General features: G+C 64.9%; 25 protein-coding genes. 10 read left to right on the plus strand and 15 right to left on the minus strand.

The window, feature by feature from the left end; translation table 11 throughout:
- Positions 1-41: 41 nt before the first annotated feature.
- Both H7F16_RS11985 and H7F16_RS11990 read left to right on the plus strand, forming a co-directional pair.
- Complete coding sequence (locus tag H7F16_RS11985; protein WP_185797834.1) at positions 42-260, plus strand: FitA-like ribbon-helix-helix domain-containing protein; 219 nt, start codon at positions 42-44, stop codon at positions 258-260.
- The gene (locus tag H7F16_RS11990; protein WP_185797835.1) at positions 260-658 is read left to right on the plus strand and encodes a PIN domain-containing protein; all 399 of its coding nucleotides are present in this window, start codon (positions 260-262) and stop codon (positions 656-658) included. Before H7F16_RS11985 ends, H7F16_RS11990 begins: the two co-directional genes overlap by 1 nt.
- Here H7F16_RS11990 and uraH read toward each other — a convergent pair.
- A complete protein-coding gene (gene uraH / locus H7F16_RS11995; RefSeq protein ID WP_185797836.1) occupies positions 643-993 on the minus strand; it encodes a hydroxyisourate hydrolase in 351 nt (116 codons plus the stop codon). The two genes, H7F16_RS11990 and uraH, sit on opposite strands and share 16 nt — an antisense overlap.
- Positions 994-1,142: 149 nt before the next feature.
- On the opposite strand from uraH, the gene puuE reads away from it, so the two are divergent.
- The 4 genes from puuE (at position 1,143) to H7F16_RS12015 (ending at position 6,148) form a co-directional block, all read left to right on the plus strand.
- Entirely contained in the window at positions 1,143-2,558 is a 1,416-nt protein-coding gene (gene puuE, locus H7F16_RS12000; RefSeq protein ID WP_185797837.1) for an allantoinase PuuE, read from the plus strand.
- Positions 2,555-3,397, plus strand: coding sequence for a bifunctional allantoicase/(S)-ureidoglycine aminohydrolase (locus tag H7F16_RS12005; RefSeq protein ID WP_185797838.1), 843 nt, complete (start codon positions 2,555-2,557; stop codon positions 3,395-3,397). The genes puuE and H7F16_RS12005 overlap by 4 nt, the downstream gene beginning before the upstream one ends.
- Before the next feature lie 96 nt (positions 3,398-3,493).
- On the plus strand, positions 3,494-3,967 hold the full coding sequence (locus H7F16_RS12010; protein ID WP_185797839.1) for an ureidoglycolate lyase: 474 nt from the start codon (positions 3,494-3,496) through the stop codon (positions 3,965-3,967).
- 204 nt (positions 3,968-4,171) lie between these two features.
- Positions 4,172-6,148, plus strand: coding sequence for a potassium transporter Kup (locus H7F16_RS12015; RefSeq protein WP_185797840.1), 1,977 nt, complete (start codon positions 4,172-4,174; stop codon positions 6,146-6,148).
- Here the strand turns inward: H7F16_RS12015 and H7F16_RS12020 are convergent.
- The 5 genes from H7F16_RS12020 to bhcA all read right to left on the minus strand — a co-directional run bounded on the left by H7F16_RS12020 (position 6,145) and on the right by bhcA (position 11,711).
- Positions 6,145-7,122 carry a type I glyceraldehyde-3-phosphate dehydrogenase gene (locus H7F16_RS12020; RefSeq protein WP_241741424.1) on the minus strand — a complete coding sequence of 326 codons (978 nt, stop codon included), beginning with the start codon at positions 7,120-7,122 and terminating at the stop codon, positions 6,145-6,147. The two genes, H7F16_RS12015 and H7F16_RS12020, sit on opposite strands and share 4 nt — an antisense overlap.
- Before the next feature lie 193 nt (positions 7,123-7,315).
- Complete coding sequence (bhcD, locus tag H7F16_RS12025; RefSeq protein ID WP_185797842.1) at positions 7,316-8,275, minus strand: iminosuccinate reductase BhcD; 960 nt, start codon at positions 8,273-8,275, stop codon at positions 7,316-7,318.
- 64 nt (positions 8,276-8,339) lie between these two features.
- A complete protein-coding gene (gene bhcC / locus H7F16_RS12030) occupies positions 8,340-9,503 on the minus strand; it encodes a 3-hydroxy-D-aspartate aldolase BhcC (protein WP_185797843.1) in 1,164 nt (387 codons plus the stop codon).
- Positions 9,504-9,507: 4 nt separating this feature from the next.
- Positions 9,508-10,461: a beta-hydroxyaspartate dehydratase BhcB gene (bhcB, locus tag H7F16_RS12035; RefSeq protein ID WP_185797844.1), complete on the minus strand. Its 954-nt coding sequence runs from the start codon at positions 10,459-10,461 to the stop codon at positions 9,508-9,510.
- A gap of 59 nt (positions 10,462-10,520) precedes the next feature.
- Complete coding sequence (gene bhcA / locus H7F16_RS12040) at positions 10,521-11,711, minus strand: L-aspartate--glyoxylate aminotransferase BhcA (RefSeq protein ID WP_185797845.1); 1,191 nt, start codon at positions 11,709-11,711, stop codon at positions 10,521-10,523.
- A 144-nt stretch (positions 11,712-11,855) separates the two neighbouring features.
- Here bhcA and bhcR point away from each other — a divergent pair, with 144 nt between their 5' ends.
- Positions 11,856-12,671: an HTH-type transcriptional regulator BhcR gene (gene bhcR / locus H7F16_RS12045; protein ID WP_185797846.1), complete on the plus strand. Its 816-nt coding sequence runs from the start codon at positions 11,856-11,858 to the stop codon at positions 12,669-12,671.
- On the opposite strand, the gene rlmN is transcribed toward bhcR, so the two are convergent.
- Together rlmN and H7F16_RS12055 are read right to left on the minus strand one after the other, a co-directional pair.
- Positions 12,668-13,846: a dual-specificity RNA methyltransferase RlmN gene (gene rlmN, locus H7F16_RS12050; protein ID WP_185797847.1), complete on the minus strand. Its 1,179-nt coding sequence runs from the start codon at positions 13,844-13,846 to the stop codon at positions 12,668-12,670. The genes bhcR and rlmN overlap by 4 nt on opposite strands.
- Before the next feature lie 108 nt (positions 13,847-13,954).
- On the minus strand, positions 13,955-14,476 hold the full coding sequence (locus H7F16_RS12055) for an invasion associated locus B family protein (protein WP_185797848.1): 522 nt from the start codon (positions 14,474-14,476) through the stop codon (positions 13,955-13,957).
- A 185-nt stretch (positions 14,477-14,661) separates the two neighbouring features.
- Between H7F16_RS12055 and H7F16_RS12060 the strand changes: the two genes are divergently transcribed.
- The gene (locus H7F16_RS12060; RefSeq protein ID WP_185797849.1) at positions 14,662-15,672 is read left to right on the plus strand and encodes an asparaginase; all 1,011 of its coding nucleotides are present in this window, start codon (positions 14,662-14,664) and stop codon (positions 15,670-15,672) included.
- Between the two features lie 236 nt (positions 15,673-15,908).
- Positions 15,909-16,253, plus strand: coding sequence for a DUF2794 domain-containing protein (locus H7F16_RS12065; protein WP_185797850.1), 345 nt, complete (start codon positions 15,909-15,911; stop codon positions 16,251-16,253).
- Positions 16,254-16,290: 37 nt separating this feature from the next.
- On the opposite strand, the gene H7F16_RS12070 is transcribed toward H7F16_RS12065, so the two are convergent.
- The 3 genes from H7F16_RS12070 to H7F16_RS12080 form a co-directional block, all read right to left on the minus strand.
- Complete coding sequence (locus H7F16_RS12070; RefSeq protein WP_185797851.1) at positions 16,291-17,109, minus strand: C40 family peptidase; 819 nt, start codon at positions 17,107-17,109, stop codon at positions 16,291-16,293.
- Positions 17,109-18,497, minus strand: a complete 1,389-nt coding sequence (locus H7F16_RS12075) for a leucyl aminopeptidase family protein (RefSeq protein ID WP_185797852.1) — start codon at positions 18,495-18,497, stop codon at positions 17,109-17,111. Before H7F16_RS12075 ends, H7F16_RS12070 begins: the two co-directional genes overlap by 1 nt.
- Positions 18,498-18,564: 67 nt before the next feature.
- A complete protein-coding gene (locus H7F16_RS12080; protein WP_185797853.1) occupies positions 18,565-18,942 on the minus strand; it encodes a hypothetical protein in 378 nt (125 codons plus the stop codon).
- 145 nt (positions 18,943-19,087) lie between these two features.
- On the opposite strand from H7F16_RS12080, the gene H7F16_RS12085 reads away from it, so the two are divergent.
- Positions 19,088-19,738, plus strand: coding sequence for a carbonic anhydrase (locus H7F16_RS12085; RefSeq protein ID WP_185797854.1), 651 nt, complete (start codon positions 19,088-19,090; stop codon positions 19,736-19,738).
- Between the two features lie 36 nt (positions 19,739-19,774).
- Here the strand turns inward: H7F16_RS12085 and H7F16_RS12090 are convergent, their stop codons facing one another.
- The 4 genes from H7F16_RS12090 to H7F16_RS12105 form a co-directional block, all read right to left on the minus strand.
- Complete coding sequence (locus tag H7F16_RS12090; protein ID WP_185797855.1) at positions 19,775-20,053, minus strand: hypothetical protein; 279 nt, start codon at positions 20,051-20,053, stop codon at positions 19,775-19,777.
- A 218-nt stretch (positions 20,054-20,271) separates the two neighbouring features.
- The gene (locus H7F16_RS12095; RefSeq protein WP_185797856.1) at positions 20,272-21,294 is read right to left on the minus strand and encodes an aspartate-semialdehyde dehydrogenase; all 1,023 of its coding nucleotides are present in this window, start codon (positions 21,292-21,294) and stop codon (positions 20,272-20,274) included.
- A 97-nt stretch (positions 21,295-21,391) separates the two neighbouring features.
- Positions 21,392-22,564: an MFS transporter gene (locus H7F16_RS12100; RefSeq protein WP_185797857.1), complete on the minus strand. Its 1,173-nt coding sequence runs from the start codon at positions 22,562-22,564 to the stop codon at positions 21,392-21,394.
- 18 nt (positions 22,565-22,582) lie between these two features.
- Positions 22,583-23,827: an MFS transporter gene (locus H7F16_RS12105; RefSeq protein WP_185797858.1), complete on the minus strand. Its 1,245-nt coding sequence runs from the start codon at positions 23,825-23,827 to the stop codon at positions 22,583-22,585.
- Positions 23,828-23,996: the final 169 nt, after the last annotated feature.

The raw sequence follows: 23,996 nt of genomic DNA on the forward strand, positions 1-23,996 counted from the left end.
CTGATGGCAACCGTTACTGGTCTGGCAAACCGGAGCTTGTCATGGCCAGTATCATCATCCGCAGCCTCGAAGACGACGTGAAGCTGCGTCTCAAACAGCGCGCCGCCGCCAATCTGCGCTCGATGGAGGAAGAGGCCCGCGACATCCTGCGCGAAGCCGTGGGCGCGACCGATCCCCGCGCCGATCTTGGCCAGCAGATCCACGCGCGGTTCAAGGCGCTGGGCGGCATCTCGCTGGCCCTGCCCAAGCGGGGCAACTGATGATCTTGCTCGATACACCGGTCCTTGCGGCCCTGCTTCGGGCCGACCCTTCGCCCGCGCTTCTCGATTGGTTCGCGGGCCAGCCCGCCGCCAGCCTCTACGTCTCGACCGTGACCGAGGCCGAACTCCTCACCGCCGCCACACGCCAGCCGCAGGCCAAGCGCCTTATCGCCGCCATCGACGAGATGATGGATACCGATTTTTCGGGCCGCATCCTGCCCTTTGACAGCGCCGCCGCCCGCGACCTTGCAGCGATCAACGCCCGAAACAGCCTGCCCGCCGCCACGGCGATGCTGGCCGCCATCGCCCGCGCGAACGGCGCCACTCTGGCAACCGATACGCCTGACGCCTATGCCGTCACGGGAATCGAAACGGTAAACCCCTACGACCCGCGATAGGTCGAATAGGCAAAGGGCGAAATCAAAAGCGGCACATGGTAATGCGCCTCGGGGTCCGGCACGCCGAAGCGGATCGGAATCTCGTCAAGAAACAGCACCTCGCCCGTCGCCTGTCCGGTGGCGCGCAGATAGTCGCCCGCGCAGAACACCAGCTCGTAGCTGCCCGCCTGAAGCGGCGTCAGCATCGGGGCATCGGTGCGCCCGTCGGCATTGGTCACGGTTTCGGCAATCTTGCGATGGCTGTTGCCGCTGACACGGTAAAGCATGATCTTCACCCCCGCAGCAGGCTTGCCCCGCGCGGTATCCAGCACATGAGTCGTCAACCGTCCGGCCATTCGCGCCTCCATTTGCCCAAAGCTTAACCCATCACAGGGGCGAAAGGCGACCGGACCGAAGCCGAAAAGGTCTTATCGGGATTTTTTGATAAACCCCGCCCGATTTGCGCCCTAAGGTGCCGTTAATCTGGCTTCAAAGGATAATCCCCGTGAACCGTTACCCCCGCGATTTCCGTGGCCACGGCCCCGATGCGCCCGACGCAAAATGGCCCGATGGCGCGAAAATCGCCGTCTCCCTTGTGCTGAACTACGAAGAAGGGGGCGAAAACAACATCCTGCACGGCGATGGCCAGTCCGAAGCCTTCCTGTCCGACATCGCGGGCGCCGCCCCGTGGCCAAACCAGCGCCACTGGAACATGGAATCGATCTACGATTACGGCGCGCGCGCGGGCTTCTGGCGGCTGCACCGCCTGTTCACCGAACGTGGCATCCCCGTCACCATCTACGGCGTCACCTCGGCCCTTGCCCGCAACCCCGAACAGGTCGCCGCGATGAAAGCCGCAGGCTGGGAAATCGCGTCCCACGGCCTCAAATGGGTCGACCACCGCGACATGCCAGCCGAGGAAGAGGCCCGCCAGATCGCCGAATCCTTCCGCCTGCATGCCGAGGTCACAGGCGAACCCCCGCGCGGCTGGTATACGGGCCGCTGTTCGATGAACACGGTGCGCCTCACGGCCGAAACCGCCCGCCTCGACTGGATTTCCGACACCTATGACGACGACCTGCCCTATTGGATTGAGGTGGGCAGCCGCGACCAGCTCGTGATTCCCTACACGCTGGAAGCCAACGACATGCGCTTTGCCACGGCGCCGGGCTACATCACGGGCGAGCAGTTCTTCACCTATCTCAAGGACAGCTTCGACACCCTCTATGCCGAAGGGCAGGCGGGCCGCGCCAAGATGTTCTCTATCGGCCTGCACAACCGCCTCATCGGCCGACCGGGCAAGGTGGCGGGCTTGCAAAAATTCCTCGACTACGCCCAAGGCCATGCGGGCGTCTGGTTCCCGCGCCGCATCGACATCGCGCAGCACTGGGCCAAGACCCACCCGCACCGCCGCATCGAACGCCCCAGCCAGATGACGAAACAGCGTTTCGTCGAACGCTTCGGCGGCATCGTCGAACACTCGCCCTGGGTCGCCGAGCGCGCCTTCGCCCTCGAACTCGGCCCCGCGCATGACAGCGCCACGGGCCTTGCCAATGCGCTGGCCCGCATCCTGCGCACGGCCACCCGCGACGAACGCCTCGGCGTGCTGCGCGCCCACCCCGACCTTGCGGGCAAACTCGCCGCCGCGCGCCGCCTCACGCCCGAATCCACCGCCGAACAGGCCAGCGCCGCGCTCGACGCCCTGACCGATGACGAACGCGCCACCTTCCAGCGCCTCAACACGGCTTACGTGGAAAAGCACGGCTTCCCCTTCATCATCGCCGTCCGCGACAACACCAAGGCCGGCATCCTTTCCGCCTTCCACACCCGCCTGACCAACGACACCGAAACCGAATTCGCCACCGCCTGCGCGCAGGTCGAACGCATCGCCGAACTTCGCCTCAAGGACATTCTGCCGTGACAAGCTATTACACCCCCCCCGGTGGCCTGCCGCCGCAAACGCAACTGATGACGGGCCGCGCCGTCTTTACCGACGCCTATGCCTTCATTCCGCGCGGCGTGTTCTCCGACATCGTCACCAGTTCCCTGCCGGGCTGGACCAGGACCAAGCTCTGGCTCATCGCGCGCCCCATGTCGGGTTTCTCGGAAACCTTCAGCCAATACGTGGTCGAGGTCGCCCCCGGCGGCGGCTCTGACGCGCCCGACCCGGACGAGGGCGTGCAGCACGTCCTTTTCGTCACGGGCGGCCTTGTCACCCTCACCATCGACGGGCAGGGTCACGAGCTTGACGAAGGCGGCTACGCCTATATCCCCGCCGGCGCGAAATGGACCCTGCTGGCCGAAGGCGCTACCCCCGCCCGCTTCCACTGGGTGCGCAAACTCTACGAACCCGCCCCCGGCATCGAACGCCCCGCGGCCTTCGTGACCAACGAAAAGACCCTGCAACCCGTCGCCATGCCCGATACGAACGGCGTCTGGGCCACCACCCGCTTCGTCGACCCTGCCGACCTGCGCTACGACATGCACGTGAACATCGTCACCTTCCAACCCGGCGGCACCATCCCGTTCGAGGAAACCCACGTCATGGAACACGGCCTCTACGTGCTGCAAGGCAAGGCCGTCTACAAACTCAACCAGGACTGGGTCGAGGTCGAGGCAGGCGATTTCATGTGGCTGCGCGCCTATTGCCCGCAGGCCTGCTACGCCGCAGGCCCCGGCCCCTTCCGCTACCTTCTCTACAAGGACGTGAACCGCCACGCCAAACTGCGCGGTCCCGGCGCCTTCGGCGCCTTCCGCTGACCGGAAACCCGCCCCCGCCCCCTTCATCCTTGCTGAAATACTCTCAGGGGGGTGCGGGGGGCAGAATGCCCCCCGCTTGCAACAGGCGACACGCAGATGAACAGGCTCCCCCTCGAACCCCTCACCGCCGAAGCCTTCGCCCCGTTCGGCGATGTCCTCGAATCCACGGGTGACTTCCGCCTCATCAACGCGGGCCTTTGCCAGCGCCACCACGACCGCGCCGCGCTCGACTTCGGCCCCGGCGGGCGCGCGGGCATTTCCGTCTTCAAGGCGCAAACCCGCGCGCTGCCCTATGACTTCGACCTGATCGAACGCCATCCCGAAGGCTCGCAAGCCTTCCTGCCCCTGTCGGAACATCCCTTTCTCGTCATCGTGGCACCCTCTCCCGCCGCCACGCCCCGCGCGTTCCTGACCAATGGCGCGCAGGGTATCAACCTGCATCGCGGCACGTGGCATGGCGTGCTGACCCCGCTGGATGGACCCGGCCTTTTCGCCGTGGTCGACCGCATCGGCCCCACCCCCAACCTCGAGGAATTCCGCTTCCCCGCGCCCTTCACCGTCCAGCCCTGACAGGCACCTGACACGCCCCTCACGGGCCATGACGCCGCAGCGCAGAATGGCGCTTGCCCAGGTCATCACAAAAGCGTAAAATGTCCGGCATGCCGCCGCTGCCACGGCCGGAGACGGAGTGTCCGAAGACCCGCGCACGGGTCTCATCCTTTCGACGAGACGCGCCCAATCCCGGGCCCTCGGTCACGTATCCTGAAAATATCCATGAACATCGTGAATGACCCCAAACTTGCGGCGTCAGGTGAACGGCAGTTGCCGCTCTTTGACGAAGACGAACTCGATATTGCGGCCTATCTTCGCGACGAAGGCGAAGAGCATCACGCCGACGCCCCCAAGGGCTTTGCCGCGCTGACCATCGGCGCTGTCGGGGTCGTCTATGGCGATATCGGCACCTCGCCGATCTACGCCCTGCGCGAAGCGCTGCGTCCCGTCGCCGCCGACGGCTTGCGGCAGGTCGAGGTTCTGGGCCTGCTGTCGCTGCTCGTCTGGACGCTGATCCTTGTCGTCACCGTCAAATACGTCTTTTTCCTGCTGCGTCAGGACAACCGCGGCGAAGGCGGTGTCCTTGCCCTCTACACGCTTGCCCGCCTAGCCATCGGCCGCCGCTCGATCCCGACGCTGGTGCTTGCCATCGCGGGGGCGGCGCTCTTTGCCGGAGATGCCAGCATCACCCCCGCCATTTCCGTGCTTTCCGCGGTCGAGGGTGCGGGTCTGGTCTTTCCGCATCTGGACCATTGGGTGGTTCCGGTGACGATGGGCATCCTGTTCGCCCTGTTCATGATCCAGCGTCAGGGCACCGCCCGCATCGCCTTTGCCTTCGGGCCGATCATGGTGGTCTGGTTCGGCACGCTTGGCATCATGGGCCTGTGGCACATCGTGCAAAACCCGATCGTGCTGGCCTGTATCAACCCGTGGTATGGCGTCGAATTCCTGCTCGAACATCGCACCATCGCCTTCATCGTGCTGGGCGCGCTCTCGCTTGCCGTCACGGGGGCCGAGGCGCTTTACGCCGACCTTGGCCATTTCGGGCGCAAGCCGATCATGGCGGCATGGCTCATTCTGGTGTTTCCGGCGCTGACGCTGAACTATCTGGGGCAGGGCGCGCTGGTGCTGGCCGATCCCTCCGCGCTGGAAGACCCTTTCTTCCGTCTGGTTCCGGCGGCCGTGCTGCCCTTCCTTGTCGCGCTGACCACGGCGGCGACGGTGATCGCGGCGCAGGCGGTCATCACGGGGGCCTTCTCGCTGACCCGCGCCGCCGTGCAGCTTGGCCTTCTGCCGCGCATCACGATCCGCCACACCTCGCATGACCAAAGCGGGCAGATCTATATCGGCGCAATCAACTGGATGCAGCTTTTCCTTGTGCTGTGGCTGGTCGTGGGCTTCGGCTCCTCGGGGGCGCTGGCCTCGGCCTATGGCATCGCTGTGACGGGGACGATGGTGGTTTCGACCGCGCTTTCGGTGATCTACATGACCCGTTCCGGCAGCCTGTCGCTCTGGGTTGCGCTGCTGATCGCCGCCCCCATCGCGGCGTTCGAATATGCCTTCCTCGCCTCGAACATGACCAAGATCACCGATGGCGGCTATGTGCCGCTCATCCTTGCCGGGCTTGTCGGGCTGTGCATGTGGTCATGGTGGCGCGGCACGCAGAACATGGTGGTCAAATCCCACAAGCAGCTGGTCGGCCTTGCCGGTTTCGTCAAGGCGATGAGCCATTCTTCCGTCCATGTCGTGCCGGGAACCGCCTTTTTCCTGACGCCTGACCCGACCGTCGTGCCCTCGGCGCTGCTGCACAACCTCAAGCACAACCGCGTGCTTCACGAACAGAACGTCATGCTCACGGTCGAAACCCTGCGCGTTCCGGTCGCAACACCGGAAGAACGCGCCAGCTACGAGCCTCTCGATGGCCGTTTCTCGCGCCTGACGCTGCGCTTCGGCTTCATGGAAACGCCCAACGTCTCGCGTGCGATGGGCAATGCCCGCAAGGTCGGGCTCAAGTTCGACGTCATGTCGTCAAGCTTCTTCCTTGGCCGGCGTCGTCCTGTCGTCAGCGGGTCTTTCGGTCTCAACCGGTTGCTCGACCGCATCTATGCCGCGCTGACCCGCTTCTCGGCCGATCCGTCGGACTTCTACCACCTTCCGCGCGACCGCGTGGTCGAGCTTGGCGAGCGGGTGGCGGTCTAACCCGCCATCCGTGCCGCGACATCGAGCATGCGGTTGGAAAAGCCCCATTCGTTGTCATACCAGCCAAAGACCCGCAGCATCCCGCCGCGTGTCACCCGCGTTTCGGGGCAGGCCATGACAATGCTTTCGGGCCGCGCCCGCAGGTCGGTCGACACCAATGGCCGGTCCGTCGCCCCGATCACCCCGCCCGCCGCGCGAAAGACCGCGTTGACCGCATCGGCGCTTGCCGCCCGCGCGGTCATCACCGCAAGGTCCACGCAAGACACGCTTGCCACCGGCACGCGCACCGCCGACCCTTCGATCCGCCCCGCAAGATCGGGCAGCACCGTGTCGAGCAGACGGCTGGCCGAAGTCGTCGTCGGCACCATCGACAGGGCCGCCGCCCGGCTGCGCGGGTAATCGGCGGCGGGCGCATCCACCGTAGGCTGGCTGCCCGTGTAGCAATGGATCGTCGTCATCGACCCCGTCACCACGCCCCAATGCGCGTCGATCAGCTTGGCCAGCGGCGCCAGCGCATTGGTCGTGCAACTCGCGTTCGAGACGATCCTCTGGTCGCGCAGAACCCCCTCGTTCGCGCCCAGCACCACCGTCACATCCGCCCCGCGCGACGGGCCTGACACCAGCACCCGCTTGGCCCCCGCCGTCAGCCCCCGGGCCGCAACCTCGCGCGCATCGGCACGGCCGGTGCATTCCATCACCACATCCACCCCCGCAAGGCCCAGGCCCGAGATATCCGGCGTCCGGTGCAGCGGAATGGCCCGCCCGTTCACCACCAACGACCCGTCCCCAAGCGTGACCGTCCCGCGCCAAGGCCCGAAAACGCTGTCATATTCAAACAGATAGGCGCACATCTCGGGTGCCGCGATATCATTGATACCGACGATCTCAAGCCCCGGCCATTTCGCAGGTTGCTCGGCCCAGGCCCGCAGCACCGACCGCCCGATCCGCCCGAATCCGTTCAGAAAAACCCGCATGTTCCGCCCCGCCCGTCGATTGGCCATAGACAGACCACGCGCAGCCCGCCGCTTCAATGCCCCGCAACATCATTTGATCAAAAGCGAAGTCTGACGCAGACTTCGCGCCGGTTTCTGGCGCAGAAACCGGACCCGACCGCCGTCGCCCCGATTTTTGCGCCAAAAATCGTCGCGGAATTTGCGTCAAATTCCGCTAGACCTCGACCACCGCGCCCAAACCGCGCTCTGCCGCCCGCTTCACCGCCATTCCCGCCACGGCAAGATCCTGCAACCCGACCCCCGTGCCGTCGAACAGCGTGATTTCGGCATCCGAAGCCCGCCCCCGATGCGCGCCTGTCACCACCTCGCCCAGCGGCGTGATCGCCGTCGCATCCAGCAGCCCCGCCCCCACGGCATGTTGCGCCTCGCCAATCGTCACCGATTGCGCCACCTCGTCGGTGAACACGGTCGCGGCGGCCACCAGCGCAGGCTCCACCTCTTGCTTGCCCTTGGTATCGGTCCCCATGCAGGCCAGATGCGCCCCCGCCTTCACATGCCGCGCCATCAGGCTGGCAGCGGGCGACGAGGTGATGGTGATGATCGCATCCGCCTCGACCATCCGCTCCAACGGAACCGCCTCGAAGGGCAGGCCCAGCTCTGCCGCCACAGCCCCCAGCTTGGGCAACATCTCGGGGTGCAGGTTCCAGGCGATCACCCGTTCCCAAGCCCGCACCTTGGCCGCGGCCCGCAGCTGGAACCCCGCCTGATGCCCCGCGCCGACGATGCCCAGCACCCGCGCATCCTTGCGCGCGAGCAGGTCGATCGACAGTGCCGAAGCCGCCGCCGTCCGAAGCGCGGTCAAGAGGTTGCCGCCCACCATCGCCGTGGGCCGCCCGCTTTCGGGGTCGAACAGGTAAACCACCGACTGGTGGTTGGTGATGCCACGGCCTGCATTGCCGGGGAAATACCCCCCCGCCTTGACGCCCAGCATCCCCCCCGCCGTGTCGAGACCGGATTTGAACCCGTATTGCCGCCCTTCTCCCAGCGCCTCGCGCACCACGGGAAAGTTGCGCGCCTCGTTCCGCGCCATCGCGGCAAAGCAGCCGCGCACGGCCTCTAGCGCGTCGGCCTCGCTGACAAGTCCGGCGACAAGCGCCTCGGGCACGACCAGCATGGTAAAAACTCCCTCAATTCCGCCGCGCAGAAGTGTGCATCAGCCGTGCATATGTGAATCGCCTTCAGAACGCCTTGCCGCGTGCCGAAACGGGCCAAAGAACCTCGACCTTTCCGTCCCTTACGCCAACATACCAGTCATGCACGTTGCAGGTCGGATCGCAGTGCCCCGGCACCAGCCGCAGCTTGTCATTCACCTTCAGAACGCCCTCTGGGTCGTCGATAACCCCATGTTCGTCCGAACATTTTATGTATTTCACATCCGTCCGCCCAAAGATCACCGGCAGGCCGCTGTCCACCGACTGCGCCTTCAGCCCGGCATCGCAGATCGCCCGATCCGGCTTGGCGTGGCTCATCACGCTCGTCAGGATGAACAGCGCATTCTCCCATTCTCCCTGATCGATCCGCTTGCCGTCCTTGTCCAGAATCCGCCCGTAATCGGCATCCATGAAGGCGTAAGAGCCGCACTGCAATTCATTGTAAACGCCGGAATTCCCCTCGAAGTAGTAAGACCCCGTTCCCCCGCCGCCGACGATGTCGCAGTCCAGTCCCACGGCCTTCAACCCCGCCACGGCATCGCGCACCTGTGCCACGGCAAGGTCGATCTTGGCCTTGCGGTCCTCGTATTTGTCCATGTGCTGCATCGCGCCCTGATAGGCCTGGATGCCTGCGAATTTCAGCCCCTTGGCCGCCGCGATGGCCTGCCCCAGCGCCACGACCGCCCCGGTCGTCGTCACCCCGCAGCGCCCCGCGCCGCAGTCGATTTCCACAAGGCATTCGATGGTCGTGCCATGCTTCACCGCCGCCGCCGACAGGTCGGCCACATTGGCCAGATCATCCACGCAAACGATGGTCCGCGCCCCCAGCTTGGGAATCCGCGCCAGACGGTCGATCTTGGCCAAGTCCCTGACCTGATTGGAAACCAGCACATCCTTGATCCCGCCACGGGCAAAGACCTCGGCCTCGCTCACCTTCTGGCAGCACACGCCGCACGACCCGCCAAGCCGTTCCTGCAACAGCGCCACATCGACCGACTTGTGCATCTTGCCATGCACGCGGTGGCGCACGCCCATCTCGCGGGCGAAGCGGCCCATCTTGGCGATATTCCGCTCCAGCGCATCAAGGTCGAGAACCAGACAAGGCGTCTGGATATCGGCCTCGGCCATGCCGGGCAGCGCGGGGATGTCGTAGCCGACTTCCATGCCCTCGAAATTCGGTTTGATGTTCATGGCCTTATCCCTTCATCCACGGCAGTTTGTCCAAATCGACATTGCCACCCGTCAAGATCACACCCACCCGCTTGCCCTTGAAGGCCTGCGGGTTCTTCAAGATCACGGCCAGCGGCACCGAACAGCTCGCCTCGATCACGATCTTCATCCGTTTCCACGTCAGCTTCATCGCCTCGACGATCTCGTCCTCGGTCGCGGTGAACACATCCGTCACATGGTTCTTCACGAAATGCCATGTCAGGTCCTTGAGCGGCACCTTAAGCCCGTCTGCCACCGTATCGGGCGCGTCGTCGGCGATGATATGCCCCGCCTTGAAACTGCGCGCCGCATCATCGGCGTTCAGCGGTTCGGCTGCGTAAATCTTCACCTGCGGCGCTATCGTCGATAGCGTCAGGCATGTGCCCGAAATCATCCCGCCCCCGCCGATGGGGGCCACGATGGCATCCAGCCCCTCGACCTGTTCCATCAACTCGCGCGAGCAGGTGCCTTGCCCCGCGATCACGCGCGGGTCGTTGTAGGGATGCACGAAATCCGCCCCCGTCCGCGCCTGCACCTCGGCAAAGACCGCCTCGCGGCTGCTGGTCGAGGGTTCGCATTCCACGATCACCCCGCCATAGCCGCGCACGGCATCCTTCTTGGCCTGTGGCGCCGTGCGCGGCATGACGACCGTGCAGGGAATCCCCCGCCGCCCCGCCGCGTAAGACAGCGACAGCGCATGGTTGCCGCTGGAATGGGTGGCGACACCCCGCGCCAACTGGTCATCGCGCAGGCCAAAGACCGCATTCGACGCCCCCCGCACCTTGAACGCGCCCGCCTTCTGGAAGTTCTCGCATTTGAAGAACAGCTCCGCCCCCGTCAGCGCGTTAAGGTAAGACGACGTCAACACAGGCGTCTTATGAATGTAGGGCCTGATACGCTCATGCGCTTCAAGAACATCGTCGAAAGTGGGAATACGCATTTCGCCCCGAATCCTTTGCAAATTGCGATGGTTTCTTAACGCCCCGTTAACGAAGCCGCCTATTCCGCCGCCAGTGCCAGCGCCCCTGCGGTGCCGCGAAAATGCTGCTGCGCCGCCGCGACACCCGACCCTAGGGCAACCTTCCACCCCAGATCGGCCATGCACATCTCGGCGGTCGCCAGCCCTGCAAGCACCATCACATCCGTCAGCATCCCCAGATGCCCGATGCGGAACACCTTGCCCGCAACCTCGCCCAAACCCACGCCAAAGGCCACGCCGTATTTGTCCGCCGCCAGCTTCACAAGGTCGGTTCCATTGCAGCCATCCGGCACTTTCACCGCCGTAACCGTTTCAGAATAAAGGGATTCATGCGCCGCATAGGGCCGCATTCCCCAAGCGGTGACCGCTGCCCGAACCCCGCCCGCAAGCCGCGCATGGCGGGCGTAAACATTCTCCAGCCCTTCATCCTCAAGCATCTCGACCGATTTTGCCAATCCGGCAATCAGCCCCACGGCGGGCGTATAGGGGTAGCCGCCGCCCGCATAGCTTTTCAGCATGTCCCTGAAATCAAAGAAGGTTCGCGGCAGGGTCGCCCCCTCCATCGCCGCCAGCGCCTTGTCCGACACGCCAAGGATCGCCAGACCCGCAGGCAGCATGAACCCCTTCTGGCTGCCCGCCACGGCGATATCCACGCCCCATGCCGCCATCTCGAACGGCATCGACCCGATCGAGGACACGCCGTCCACGAACAGCATCGCCCCATGCCCCGCCGCATCCATCGCCCGCCGGATCCCCGCGATATCCGACCGCACGCCTGTTGCCGTTTCGTTATGCGTGGCCAGAACCGCCCTGATCTTCCCCGCCGTATCGGCACGCAGCGCCGCCTCGATCCGGTCCAGCGGCGCACCCTCGCCCCACGGCGTTTCGATGATCTGCACGTTCAGCCCATGCCGCTGGCACAGGTCGATCCAGCGGTGCGAGAACATGCCGAAACGCGCGGCAAGAACCGTATCCCCCGCCGAAAGCGTGTTGCTCACCGCAGCCTCCCAGCCCCCCGTTCCGGTCGACGGCAGGATGATCACCTCGCCCCCCTCCATCTTCAGCACGCGCCGCACCCCTTCGACCGCAGGGCGGAACATGCGGGCGAAGGCGGGCGAGCGGTGGTCCAGCGTGGGCATGTCGCAGGCCTTGCGGATCGCTTCGGGAATGTTCGTCGGACCGGGGATAAAGACGGGATTCTGGAAGGACATGGCGCACCTTTCGGGTTCGGTTGTGCCAAGGCTACGCGCTGCAACCCCGCAGCACAATTTTTTCGAAAAAGATTTTCACTTGTTGAAAAGCGCGGTAATCCTGTTGAAAATCAACGCCTCGCGCTTTTTCAGCCAAGGGATGCCATGACCGACCAACCCCGCCTGCGCGGCAGACCCAAGGCGTTCAACGACAAGACCGAACAGAACACGGTCCAGGCGCTTGACCGCGCGCTGGGGCTTTTGACCACGCTTGCGGGCAGCACGGGGCTGACGCTTTCGGAACTGTCGCAGACCAGCGGTCAGGCGGTCGCCACGGTCTACCGCGCGCTGACCACGCTGCAATCCCACGGCATGGTGGAATGCGAAGAACCGGGGCAGGTCTGGCACATCGGCCCCGGTGCCTTTCGTGTCGGTTCGGCCTTTTTGCGCCGGACCAAGGTTGTCGAACGGGCGCGCGGCCCGATGGACCAACTCATGCGCGACAGCGGCGAAACCGCCAATCTCGGGGTCGAGGTGGGGGACGAGGTGCTGTTCCTGAGCCAAGTCGAAACCCATCAGGCCATCCGCGCCTTTTTCCCGCCGGGAACCAAGGCGCCCATGCATGTGTCGGGCATCGGCAAGGCGTTGCTCGCATGGTATCCCGAGGAAAAGCTTGACGGCATCCTTGCGCGGCAGGGGATGGAGCGGTTCACCAGCCTGACCCACACGCAACCCGCACCGCTCAAGCGCGATCTCGCCCGCACCCGCGACCGTGGCTATGCCATCGACGATCAGGAACGCGCCGAAGGGATGCGCTGCGTCGCCGCCCCCATCTTCAACGCCCACGGAGAACCCGTCGCGGGCCTGTCGGTTTCAGGCCCTGCCTTCCGCATGGCGCTGTCGGATGCCACCCGCATCGGCGAACTTGTCCGCGCCGCCGCCGACAAGGTGACCGAAGCCACAGGCGGGGTGCGCCCTTAAAGCCCTGCCTCGGCCGCGATTTCCTTTGACGATTTCCGCGCCCGTTCGGTGGCGGATTTCAACTGCCCGCAGGCAGCCATGATATCCTCGCCCCGCGGGGTGCGGATCGGGCTGGCGTAACCCGCCTTGTAGACGATGTCGGCAAATGCCTCGATCCGCTCCCAGTCCGACCGTTCGTAGGGCGCGCCGGGCCATTCGTTGAACGGGATCAGGTTGATCTTGGCCGGTATCCCCGAGATCAGCTTCACCAAGCGCCGCGCGTCGGCATCGGTATCGTTCACGCCCTTGAGCATCACATATTCAAAGGTGATCCGCTCGCTGTTCGACAGACGCGGATAGTCGCGCAAGGTGTTGAGCAGGGTTTCGATGTTCCAACGCTTGTTGATCGGCACAAGCTTGTCGCGCACCTCGTCGGTCGTGGCGTGGAACGACACGGCAAGCAGGCAGCCGATTTCCTCGGCCGCGCGGGCGATTTCGGGCACGACACCGCTGGTCGACAGCGTGATCCGGCGGCGCGACAGGGTCAGGCCCTCGTTGTCCATCACCACCTGCATGGCGTCGCGGACGTTGTCGAAATTGTAAAGCGGCTCGCCCATGCCCATCAGCACGACGTTCGAGACCAGCCGCGTTTCGTCCTTTGGCGCACCCGGAACCGGCCATTCCCCCAGATCGTCGCGGGCCAGCATGACCTGCCCGACAATCTCGCCCGCCGTCAGGTTGCGCACCAGTTTCTGCGTGCCGGTGTGGCAGAAGGAACAGGTCAGCGTGCAGCCGACCTGCGAAGAAATGCACAGCGTCCCGCGGTTTTCCTCGGGGATATAGACCGTCTCGACCTCATGCCCGCCCGCGATCCGCACCAGATATTTCCGCGTGCCGTCGGCCGAGACCTGACGGCTTACCACTTCAGGAATCTCGATGGTGAAATGCTCGGCCAGAAAGGCGCGGTAGTCTTTCGCAAGGTTGGTCATCACCGCGAAATCGCGCACGCCCCAGTGATAGACCCATTGCCAGATCTGCCCCAGCCGCATCTTGGCCTGCTTCTCGGGCGTTCCGGCGGCAATCAGTGCGGCGCGCAACTGTTCGCGCGTCAGGCCGACGATGTTGACCTTGCCCCCTTCGGGCAGCTTGCGCGGAAGGGTCAGCACGTCCTGCGTGATGGGCGCGGTGGCGGTCATGGGTCTCATCCTGAAAGGCCAGAAAGGGGTGATATAGGGGATTCGCTCCAAAAACGAAAGGCTCCCCAAGGGGGAGCCTGAAATCGCCGGAACGAATGCGCCGAGCCGTTACTTGCAGCGGGTCGCAGCCTCGGTCACTGCGGCGGTGAAACCGCGCAGCGAGAAGGTGTCCTTGGTCTGCGTGCCCTTGCCCGAGCGCGCAGTCAGAACCGCCTGAGAGCCGTTCTTCATGGCGTCGAGGATCGTTCCATCGGTGCCCGGCACGGCCCAGGCCCATTCGCCATCGGCCTTGAGTTCAAAGGTCTTGCCATCGACATCGACACCGACAGACGAGCCATCTGCAAAGGGATAGCCGCCCGTGAACGAGATTTCGGGGTCGTTGCCGGGGCGATAGGTCACGAACAGCAGGATATCGCCGCGCCGGACCGACACAGGCTGCCCGTCGCGGGTGTTGACCGATTCCTTCGGAACGGTCACGCCCCAGCATTCCTTGGGGCTTTCTTCGGTGAACACGTTCCAGTCCGAGGTGACGGCAACGCGGTTCCCCGATTCTTGCGCCACGGCGCCTGCAAGGGGAAGTGTTGCCGCAATCACCGCTGCGCCGAAAACGCGGCCAAGATGGAACGTCATGTCGAAAGCCTCCGCACTCTATGCCTCGATCCGGCCACCGCCGTCTTCGTGCCGGTTCAACCGACACATGACGCCCTTTTCAGTGGCAAGGAACCTGTCAACCCGATACTCCCTTGTAAACGGGAAAGTCGATTTCATAAAAGCCCTTTGGGCAAGAAATCGCGCAGGCGTGAGGGGGATTTGCGATGAGCAAGGTGAATGACGGCGCGGTGCCGATGGTCGAAGCATGGCGCGGGGGCATTCTGGAAAGCACCCACACCGGCCATGCGGTCATTTGTGACGAAACGGGGCAGATCGTGGAAAGCTGGGGCAATCCGCAAGCGGTGATCTTCCCGCGGTCGTCCTGCAAGATGATCCAGGCGCTTCCCCTGCTGGAAAGCGGCGCCGCAGATGCCGCCGGTCTGACGCCGCGCCAGCTTGCGCTGTCCTGTGCCAGCCACGAGGGGGCGGCGATCCACACCGAAGCGGTGGACCAGTGGCTTGCGGGGCTTGGCATGTCCGAGGCCGATCTGCGCTGCGGTTCGCATGATCCGCTTGACCGCGCGGCGCGCGAAGGGCTGACGCTGGCGCATGACAAGCCCTGCCAGTTGCACAACAACTGCTCGGGCAAGCACGCCGGGTTCCTGACGCTGAACCGGCATTTGCGGGCAGGGTCGGAATATGTCGAGGTCGATCACCCCGTGCAAAGGGCGGCCAAGGCGGCGTTCGAGGAAACCACGGGCGAAACCAGCCCCGGTTACGGCATCGATGGCTGCTCTGCGCCGAACTTCGCCACATCCGTCCACGGTCTGGCGCGGTCGATGGCGGCCTTTGCCGCCGCGCGCGACACGGGCGATGCGCGGCAAAAGGCGATGCACCGTCTGGCAAGCGCAATGGCGATGCACCCCGAGATGGTCGCAGGCGAAGGGCGCGCCTGCACCGAGCTGATGCGGGCGATGGGCGGCAAGGTGGCGATCAAGACGGGGGCCGAGGCGGTCTTTGTGGCGATCATTCCCGAACGCAAGATGGGCATCGCCCTCAAGATCACCGATGGCGGCACGCGCGGGTCCGAGGCGGCAATCGCGGGCCTTCTGGTCAGGCTGGGCGTGCTTAACGCGAACCACCCTGCAACGCTGAAGCGGTTGAACGTGGTGCAGAAGAACTGGCGCGGGTTCGAGACCGGCACGGTCACCCTTGCCCCCGGTTTCGCGCAATAGCCAAGGCAAAGCCCCCGCTGCGGCAAGCAACGGGGGCTTCTTTGTCCGACCGCCCGGACCGGGCTTGATTTGGGGGCAGTTTCCGGCCCGAGCGGTCGTCTGAAGCCCTTTTGCCCTGCAAAGGGGGCCGAAATCGGGAAAGTTCGGGGTTTGTGTCGGGCCTTATCGCGGCATTTCGCGAACCCGCCGGTGCAGCGCGCGCTTGATTTGCCAAGGCAAGGGGGTAAGCTGGCCATATGACGGTCCAGACACCGACACCTTTCCCCATCCCGGCCCTGCCCGAGCAGGTTCATTTCGACCGGCAGGAGCTTTCCGCGATCCTGACGCTTTACGGTCGCATGGTGGCGCTTGGCGAATGGCGTGATTACGGGATTTCGGCCCTGCGCGAGGCGGCCGTTTTCTCGATCTTCCGGCGCACGGCCGAGAACCCGCTTTACCGGATCGAAAAGCGCCCCAAGCTGAAGTCACGGCAGGGGATGTATGCGGTCGTGGGCATGGACGGGCAGATCCTGCGGCGCGGGCATGACCTGCCGGCCGTATTGCGCGTGCTGGAAAAAAAGATGATCCGCCCGATCGACTAGGCCGGCACTGTCAGGCCCGCCCTTCCGGTCAAAGCCGCTATGGCCGCCGCCGGGCCAGCACGGGCCGCCCCTCTTGCGCGATCACGCGGGCGATGCAGTCTGCGATACCCTCATAGGCGACCGACATGCTGTGCCCGTTGGCGTGGATCAGCCGGTCAGGACCGACGGCCATCGCCACATGGCCCTTCCAGAACAGAAGATCGCCGCGCTGCACGGGCGCGTCATCGGCCAGCGCGGTTCCGACGGATTGCTGCAAATCGCTGTCGCCGGGGCAGGCCTTGCCGCAGGCCGTCAGCGCCGCCTGGACGAGTCCGGAACAATCCAGCCCGAAGCGGCTGTTCCCGCCCCAGAGGTAAGGCGTGCCGATGAAAAGCTCGGCCACGGCGGCGGCATCGTCGAGGGGCTGGTCCAGCGGTCGCAGGTGCTTGGCCGGAATGAAGCCCTGCGGCGTGCGCGCGAATTTGCCGCCATCCTCGACCACCGTGACAAGGCTGCCAAGGGACAGGCTGGCCAGATCGCGCGCCTGCACCTTGGGCGCGTCGTAAAGATGGGTTGCCGGGGCGGTCACGCGGTGGGTCGGGGATGCAAGGGGGCCAAGCGCGGTCTCGGGCAGGTAGCCGCAATAGCCGTCTTTGGCGGCCTGCACAAAGGCCCAGCCCTTGTGGCGGTCGATCACCGTCACCGCCTCGCCCCACAGAACCTGCCGGTCGCGCGTGCCCTCGGGCTGGTTCAGCAGGTCGGTCACCGGGGCGATCAGGCTTGCCGCCTCGCCCGTGGTGAAGCGACCGGCTTCGACCTTGCCTTGCAGCAGCGTCAGCGCGGCGCGGGCGTTCGCGGGGGTCAGGCGGCGGTCCATCACAGCCCCAGCATCGCCGGAAGGGCCAGCAGAAGGGCGCGCGCGCCCTGACCCACGCCGCCTTTGGGCCGCGCGGGCGCGTCCGAGGGGGTGTGACCGTAGATGTCGAAATGCATGTAGCGGGGATTGTCGACGAAGCGGCGCAGGAACAGAGCGGCGGTGACCGACCCTGCAAAGCCGAAACCGGGCGCGTTGTCGAGATCGGCGATCCCCGGTTCGATGACGCTTTCATAGGCGTCGTGAAAGGGCATGCGCCAGACCGGATCGAAGCCCGCTTGCGCGCCACCTTCCAGCGCCGTGACCATGCGGGCGTCATCGCTGTAATAGGGCGCAAGGTCCGGCCCCACGGCGACCCGTGCCGCCCCCGTCAGCGTCGCCATCGAGATGACCAGATCGCTCGCCTCCTCGGTCGCGTAGGCAAGCGCATCGGCCAGCACAAGGCGTCCTTCGGCGTCGGTATCGTTCACCTCGACCGTCAGCCCCTTGCGCGAGGTGAGGATGTCCTTGGGTTTCAGCGCATTGCCGGAAATGACGTTCTCGACGGCAGGGATCAGCACGCGCAGGCGGAGCGGCAGGTTCAGCCGCATCACCATCAGCGCAAGGCCCATCACCGTGGCAGCCCCGCCCATGTCCTTTTTCATCAGCGACATGCCCGAGGACGGCTTGATGTTCAGCCCGCCCGTATCGAAGCAGACCCCTTTGCCGACCAGCGTGACCAACGGCCCCTTTTCGCCCCAGCGCATATCAAGCAGCCGCGGCGCGCGGGGCGAGGCCCGGCCCACGGCATGGATCATCGGGAAGTTTCTGGCCAACAGATCCTCGCCGCGGATCACCGTCACATCGGCGACGAAGCGGTCGGCCAGATCGCAAAGCGTGGCTTCCAGCTCGGCGGGGCCAAGGTCGGCTGCGGGGGTGTTGATCAGGTCGCGGGTCAGAAACTCGCCCTCGGCCATCGCGGTCAGCAGCGCCGCATCGCAGCCTTCGGGGCATTTCAGAAGGGCCGGTTGCGGCACCTTGGCGCCGGGGCGGTAGTAATCGAAACGGTACTGCGCCAATAGCCAGCCCAAGGCGATTTCGGTCTTTTCGGCGACACCGAGGCTGCCTTCCAGATGCCACGCGCCTGCGGGCAGGCTGGCCGCGACCTTGGCAATGCCAAAGCGCGTGCGGCGGCGTGTCCTGGCCGTGCCGAAGCCCACCACGGCCTCGCCCACGGTTCCGTCTTCGGCCGGGATCAGCCGCAGGTCGCCAAGCGCCCCTTCGAAGCCTGTCGCGGCAAGCCAGTTGCGCATCGCCTCGGGCAGGCTTTCGCGAAAGCTGTCGAGGGCGTCTGCCCCCACGACATGCAGGGGGCGTGACGGGGCGTTAGGCTCGGCAAAGGCAGGGGTCATGGCACAGGTCCGGCACAGGGGGTTATGGTCCCCAAGCCTACCTGACACACCGACCCCCGCAAGGCCCTTAAGCGCCTGCCGTGACCTGACAGGACAACTCGTCCAGCGAACCGCCGGCAACGCGCATCAGCCGCGCGCAGACGGCGGCAAAGGCGGTCGGGTCGCCATCGCAGCGGCGCAGATCGCCCGCGACGCCGGCCAGACTGATCAGCCCAAGGCCAAGCGCCTGTTTTTGCAAGCGCCGCGACTGCCATTGCAGATCGCGCATGTCATGCCTGCGGACTTGCGTGGCAAGGGTCGAGATGGAAAGCGCAAGTTCATCGACCGCCCGCGCGAGCACGCGTTCGGCGCTGACCGGACCAAGCCGGTCGTAAAGGTCGCGGATCGCCCGTGTATCCTCGCGCACCAGTTCGCGCGGGCACAGGGCAACGACAGCCGTTGTCATGGCACACCCCAAGATATCCCTACCCCCGTCCGACAGCATGTTTCGTGCCACTGAAGAAAAGGTTGCGCTGCTCCGCAATAAAGGCTCGAATTTTCCTGACCATCGGCCTAGGAAGGCCCACGGAACGAAGAAGCAAGGAGACGTTATGCTTCAGGCCCGCCCCCTTCCCGCCTATCTGATCCAGCGATTTCAAGGCTGGAAGGCCACGACCTATCAGGACAACAAGGCGTGGTACCGCCGCCTTGCGGAAAGCGGGCAGCATCCGCGGGCGATGGTGATTTCCTGCTGCGACAGCCGCGTGCATGTCACCTCGATCTTCGGCGCCGATGAAGGAGAGTTCTTCATCCACCGCAATGTGGCCAACCTTGTCCCGCCCTATAACCCCGATGGCGAATATCACGGCACCTCGGCGGCCGTGGAATATGCTGTCACCTCGCTGGGTGTGGCGCATATCGTGGTGCTGGGGCATTCCAACTGCGGCGGCGTGCGGGGCTGTCATGACATGTGTTCCGGCCATGCGCCGCAGCTCGAGGAAAAGTCGAGTTTCGTCGGCCGCTGGATGGACATTCTGCGCCCCGGATTCCACCGTGTCGCGCATTTGCCCGAAGACGAGCGGCCGCGCGCGCTGGAAAAAGAGGCTGTGCTGGTCAGTCTGGAAAATCTGATGACTTTCCCCTTTGTCAGCGCCGCCGTCGAAGAGGAACGGCTGACGCTGCATGGTCTGTGGACCGATACCGGGGCGGGGGGACTCGAGCAGTACGATCCGGCTCGAAACGGGTTCGTCTTGGTCGGCTGAACCGACAGCCCTGCCCGTTCGGGCGGGGCGCAAACCTCAGGCGGCGAGGGCTTGCGGGCGACGACCGGCGTGGCGCGCGGTGATTTCGGCGGCGCTGCGGTTGTGAACTTCGAATTCGTTGCGGAACAGGTCCTGCAGCTCGCTGCGGGTCAGGCTTTCGGCTTCGCAGCAGGCGTTGGCAGCGGTGCGGCGCGCGAAGATCGTGGTGGCGAAGTTCTTGAACATTTGCATTTCCCCCGAAATCAGTTCGTTGACCATTGATGCATCGAAAGGTGGCAGCATCTCAATCAGACCTAGGTTTTTTTGGGCGTTCATAGCGGTAAGCCCCATGCGGAGGTATGGGTCCGGCAACGACCTTGTGTCGTGCGGCCAAGCCCGATGTCTGCCGGATTTTGGCCGAACAATGGCCTTCCTGCGTCGGACCGTGGCCCAAGATGGGCTTTCCTTGGCCCGATTCCCTTACCGGGGCGGGGGCCGGGAATCAAAAAACCCCGCCGTTTCGGGCGGGGTTTTCCGGGGCCGCAGGGGGTTGGTCAGCCCTTTTTCAGGCAGCGGTTGCCCAGCACTTCGGCGATCTGCACCGCGTTCAGCGCAGCGCCCTTGCGCAGGTTGTCCGACACGCACCACAGCGACAGGCCGTTTTCGACCGTCGAGTCCTGACGGACGCGGCTGATATAGGTGGCATAGTCACCCACGCATTCGACCGGCGTGATGTAGCCACCCGGCTCGCGCTTGTCGACGAGCAGCACGCCCGGAGCCTCGCGCAGGATGTCTTGCGCTTCCTGCCAGTCGAGGAAATCCTCGAACTCGATGTTGATGGCTTCCGAATGGCCGACAAAGACCGGAACGCGCACGCAGGTCGCGGTGACCTTGATGTTCTTGTCGAGGATCTTCTTCGTCTCGGCGACCATCTTCCATTCTTCCTTGGTCGAACCGTCGTCGAGGAACACGTCGATCTGCGGAATCACGTTGAAGGCGATCTGCTTGGTGAATTTCTTGGGCGCGACTTCCTGACCGGGGACATACATGCCCTTGGTCTGGTCCCACAGCTCGTCGATGCCTTCCTTGCCCGCGCCGGAAACCGACTGGTAGGTGGCCACGACCACGCGCTTGATGCGGGCGCGGTCATGCAGCGGTTTCAGGGCAACCACCATCTGCGCGGTCGAGCAGTTGGGGTTCGCGATGATCATCTTGTTCTTGTACATCTCGATCGCGTCGGCGTTGACCTCGGGCACGATCAGCGGGATCGCGGGGTCGTAACGGTAGAGCGACGAGTTGTCGATCACGACGCAGCCAGCCGCGGCGGCCTTGGGCGCGTAGATCTTGGTGGCTTCCGAACCCACGGCAAAGAGCGCGATGTCCCAGCCGGTGAAATCGAAGGTGTCGAGGTCTTTGGTCTTGAGAGTCTTTTCCCCGAAGCTGACTTCGGTGCCGAGCGATTTGCGCGACGCAAGCGCCACGATCTCGTCCACCGGAAACTCGCGCTCGGCGAGGATGTTCAGCATTTCGCGGCCCACGTTGCCCGTGGCACCCGCGACGACGACCTTATAGCCCATCGGGGTTCTCCTAAAAACGTCCCCCATGCGGGGACGGGGCCTGTTAGCCGATGTGTTTCGTCGGGAAAAGCGGATTCCGACGCCGGGGCGAAATGCGTCAGTCGGTGCGGTCGCGCGACAGGGTGTAGAAGGCCAGCCCAAGGACCAGCGCAATGGCGAAAAAGCCGAAGATCGCCTGATAGGGAGCCGCCGCCGTTGCCCTGTCCGTTGCGGCGTGCAGCCGTCCGGTGACAACCTGCGCCAAGCCGACGGCGGCGATGCCGAAAAGGTTGAGCAGCGTCACCCCCCGCCCGATCAGATGCGGCGGAAAGAACGCCCGCCCGTGCGCGATGACCATGCCGAAGGACGAACCGAAGAAACCGACGGCGGCGAACAGCGCCAAGGCCGTGGTGGCGCCTGCATGCGGAAGCCACCACAGCGCCAAAAGACAAAGCGCCACGATCATGTTGCCGCCGAAGATCAGCCATTTGCGGGTGCCGAGCAGCCGCTCGAGCGGACCATAGGCAAAATTGCCCGCCACCATCGCCAGCCCCATCACCAGCGTCGCCTGCCCGATGCGGCCTGAATCGGCGTTGAAGACATCGGCGAAATAGGGGCCGACCCACAGCCCGCGCAGACCCGCCGCAGGGGCATAGCAGACCACCATCATCACCAGCACGGGCCAGAGCGCGGGCATTTTCAGCAGATCGAAAAGCGAGCCCTTGGCATCGTGGACCACCCGTTCCGGGTCGCGCACCAGAAGGGCGATGCCTGCCGCGACGGCCAGTGTCAGCGCCGCCATCGCCCAAAGCGTCCCGCGCCAGCCGAAGGCCGCGACCGCCGCTGACAGGGGCAGCGAAGCCGCGACGTTGCCGAGCGAGCCGAAGCCGATCATCGCACCCGCCAGCGTGCCGAAGACGGCGGCGGAATAGGTGCGCGCAAAGATGTAATAGGCGGCCATCAGAACCGGCGCGCAACCCGCCCCGATCAGCACCATCGCCAGCCCGAGTGCCACCGGCCCCTGCGCCATCGCAAAGATCGTCGCCCCGCCGCCACCTCCAAGCGCCAGCAGAACCGCGGTCGTCCGGCGCGGGCCGATGCTGTCGAGCGCCCGACCGACGGGGAGCTGCATCAGGGCAAAGGCAAGAAACCACAGCCCCGAAGCGGTGGCGAGGTCTTCGGCACTCGCCCCGAGTTCGGTTTTCAGGACAGGCGACAGCACCGCCAGAAACGCGCGGTAGAACTGCGACAGGACATAGGCGCAGACAAGACTTGCGATGCCGATCTTCATGGTCCGCTGTCGGGTGCGTCAGGCCGGAAGCGCGCTGATCGGCCGCTCGCGGATTGGCAGATGCACAAGCGCCGAGAAGGCGCCGACGCCCACGCCGATCCACCAGACCACGGAATAGCCTCCGGTCAGGTCATACATCATGCCCCCCAGCCAGACGCCAAGGAAACCGCCGATCTGGTGCGACAGGAACACGACTCCGTAAAGGGTGCCCATGTAGCGCAGCCCGTAGATATGCGCGACCAAGCCGCTGGTCAGCGGCACCGTGGCCAGCCAAAGCGCCCCCATGACGGCGGAAAAGACAAGAACCGAGGTCGGCGTGATCGGCAGCGAAATGAACAGCGCCGCCGCGATCGTCCGGCCCGTGTAGACGCCGGCCAGAAGGTATTTCTTGGTGTAGCGCTTGCCCAGCCAGCCCGCCGTGATGGTGCCGACGATGTTGAACAGCCCGATCACCGCAATCGACACCGCGCCAAGGGCCGAGGTGGTGGTGATCCCCATGCCGGCAATCATGCCATGCGGGTCGATGGGGCCGCAGAGTTCGGTCACGAAGGCGGGGAAGTGGGCGGTGATGAAGGCGAGCTGGTAGCCGCAGGAGAAGAAGCCGAGGAAGATGAAGGTATAGGTCGGGTCCTTGAACGCCCGCACCAGAACCGTGCCAAGCGATTCCTCGAGTTCGGCCCGCGTGGCGGGCTTGCCCGGCGTCAGGAAGGGCAGGGCCGCCATCGCGGCAAGGATCACCACGGCAAAGATCAGGAACACGGTTTGCCACGGGTGGCTTTGCAGCAGGAACTCTGCCGTGGGCGCGCCGAAAACCTGCCCCGCAGACCCCGCCGCCGTGGCGATGCCAAGCGCCATCGACCGGTTCTCGGCGCTTGCCGCCCGCCCCACGATGGCAAGGATGACACCGAAGCCGGTGCCCGCGATGCCGAAACCGACAAGGATCGCCAGCAACTGGTGCTCGCCCGGCGTCACCGCAAAGGACGAGGCGATCAGACCCGCGGCGTAAAGCACGGCGCCCAATATGATGGCGCGGCGGTCGCCGAAGCGTTCGGCCATCGCCCCGAACAGCGGCTGCCCGATGCCCCAGGCTAGGTTCTGGATGGCGATGGCGAGCGAGAAATCGGCCCGCGCCCAGCCGAATTCGGCGGCAATGGGGATCTGGAACACCCCGAAACTTGCCCTGACGGCAAAGGACAGCATCAGGATGATGCAACCGGCGATCAGGACAGGGGTGACAAGCGGGGCTTTGGCAGTTGCGGGCATGGTGCGGCCTTTCTTCAAGGGCTTGGTTCTGTACCCGTGCTCGGGTCCGGTCAAACGCTAAATTGTTGCCATATCAATCACAGGGCGCGATGGCGTGCGCGTCTTGGCATCGTGGGACTTGCCCCGTTTGTGGAACCGAAGTTAACGCAAACAGGCAAGGCAGCGACAG

This window comes from Paragemmobacter straminiformis (genome assembly GCF_014243445.1).
GTDB classification, from domain to species: Bacteria; Pseudomonadota; Alphaproteobacteria; order Rhodobacterales; family Rhodobacteraceae; genus Paragemmobacter; species Paragemmobacter straminiformis.

What these genes read in the sequence shown, in the direction of transcription:
- H7F16_RS11985 (WP_185797834.1), top strand. Translation starts at nt 42, where the DNA reads ATGGCCAGTATCATCATCCGCAGCCTCGAAGACGACGTGAAGCTGCGT.
- H7F16_RS11990 (WP_185797835.1), top strand. Translation starts at nt 260, where the DNA reads ATGATCTTGCTCGATACACCGGTCCTTGCGGCCCTGCTTCGGGCCGAC.
- uraH (WP_185797836.1), bottom strand. Translation starts at nt 993, where the DNA reads ATGGCCGGACGGTTGACGACTCATGTGCTGGATACCGCGCGGGGCAAG.
- H7F16_RS12010 (WP_185797839.1), top strand. Translation starts at nt 3,494, where the DNA reads ATGAACAGGCTCCCCCTCGAACCCCTCACCGCCGAAGCCTTCGCCCCG.
- H7F16_RS12015 (WP_185797840.1), top strand. Translation starts at nt 4,172, where the DNA reads ATGAACATCGTGAATGACCCCAAACTTGCGGCGTCAGGTGAACGGCAG.
- H7F16_RS12020 (WP_241741424.1), bottom strand. Translation starts at nt 7,122, where the DNA reads ATGCGGGTTTTTCTGAACGGATTCGGGCGGATCGGGCGGTCGGTGCTG.
- bhcD (WP_185797842.1), bottom strand. Translation starts at nt 8,275, where the DNA reads ATGCTGGTCGTGCCCGAGGCGCTTGTCGCCGGACTTGTCAGCGAGGCC.
- bhcC (WP_185797843.1), bottom strand. Translation starts at nt 9,503, where the DNA reads ATGAACATCAAACCGAATTTCGAGGGCATGGAAGTCGGCTACGACATC.
- bhcB (WP_185797844.1), bottom strand. Translation starts at nt 10,461, where the DNA reads ATGCGTATTCCCACTTTCGACGATGTTCTTGAAGCGCATGAGCGTATC.
- bhcA (WP_185797845.1), bottom strand. Translation starts at nt 11,711, where the DNA reads ATGTCCTTCCAGAATCCCGTCTTTATCCCCGGTCCGACGAACATTCCC.
- bhcR (WP_185797846.1), top strand. Translation starts at nt 11,856, where the DNA reads ATGACCGACCAACCCCGCCTGCGCGGCAGACCCAAGGCGTTCAACGAC.
- rlmN (WP_185797847.1), bottom strand. Translation starts at nt 13,846, where the DNA reads ATGACCGCCACCGCGCCCATCACGCAGGACGTGCTGACCCTTCCGCGC.
- H7F16_RS12055 (WP_185797848.1), bottom strand. Translation starts at nt 14,476, where the DNA reads ATGACGTTCCATCTTGGCCGCGTTTTCGGCGCAGCGGTGATTGCGGCA.
- H7F16_RS12060 (WP_185797849.1), top strand. Translation starts at nt 14,662, where the DNA reads ATGAGCAAGGTGAATGACGGCGCGGTGCCGATGGTCGAAGCATGGCGC.
- H7F16_RS12065 (WP_185797850.1), top strand. Translation starts at nt 15,909, where the DNA reads ATGACGGTCCAGACACCGACACCTTTCCCCATCCCGGCCCTGCCCGAG.
- H7F16_RS12070 (WP_185797851.1), bottom strand. Translation starts at nt 17,109, where the DNA reads ATGGACCGCCGCCTGACCCCCGCGAACGCCCGCGCCGCGCTGACGCTG.
- H7F16_RS12075 (WP_185797852.1), bottom strand. Translation starts at nt 18,497, where the DNA reads ATGACCCCTGCCTTTGCCGAGCCTAACGCCCCGTCACGCCCCCTGCAT.
- H7F16_RS12080 (WP_185797853.1), bottom strand. Translation starts at nt 18,942, where the DNA reads ATGACAACGGCTGTCGTTGCCCTGTGCCCGCGCGAACTGGTGCGCGAG.
- H7F16_RS12085 (WP_185797854.1), top strand. Translation starts at nt 19,088, where the DNA reads ATGCTTCAGGCCCGCCCCCTTCCCGCCTATCTGATCCAGCGATTTCAA.
- H7F16_RS12090 (WP_185797855.1), bottom strand. Translation starts at nt 20,053, where the DNA reads ATGAACGCCCAAAAAAACCTAGGTCTGATTGAGATGCTGCCACCTTTC.
- H7F16_RS12095 (WP_185797856.1), bottom strand. Translation starts at nt 21,294, where the DNA reads ATGGGCTATAAGGTCGTCGTCGCGGGTGCCACGGGCAACGTGGGCCGC.
- H7F16_RS12100 (WP_185797857.1), bottom strand. Translation starts at nt 22,564, where the DNA reads ATGAAGATCGGCATCGCAAGTCTTGTCTGCGCCTATGTCCTGTCGCAG.
- H7F16_RS12105 (WP_185797858.1), bottom strand. Translation starts at nt 23,827, where the DNA reads ATGCCCGCAACTGCCAAAGCCCCGCTTGTCACCCCTGTCCTGATCGCC.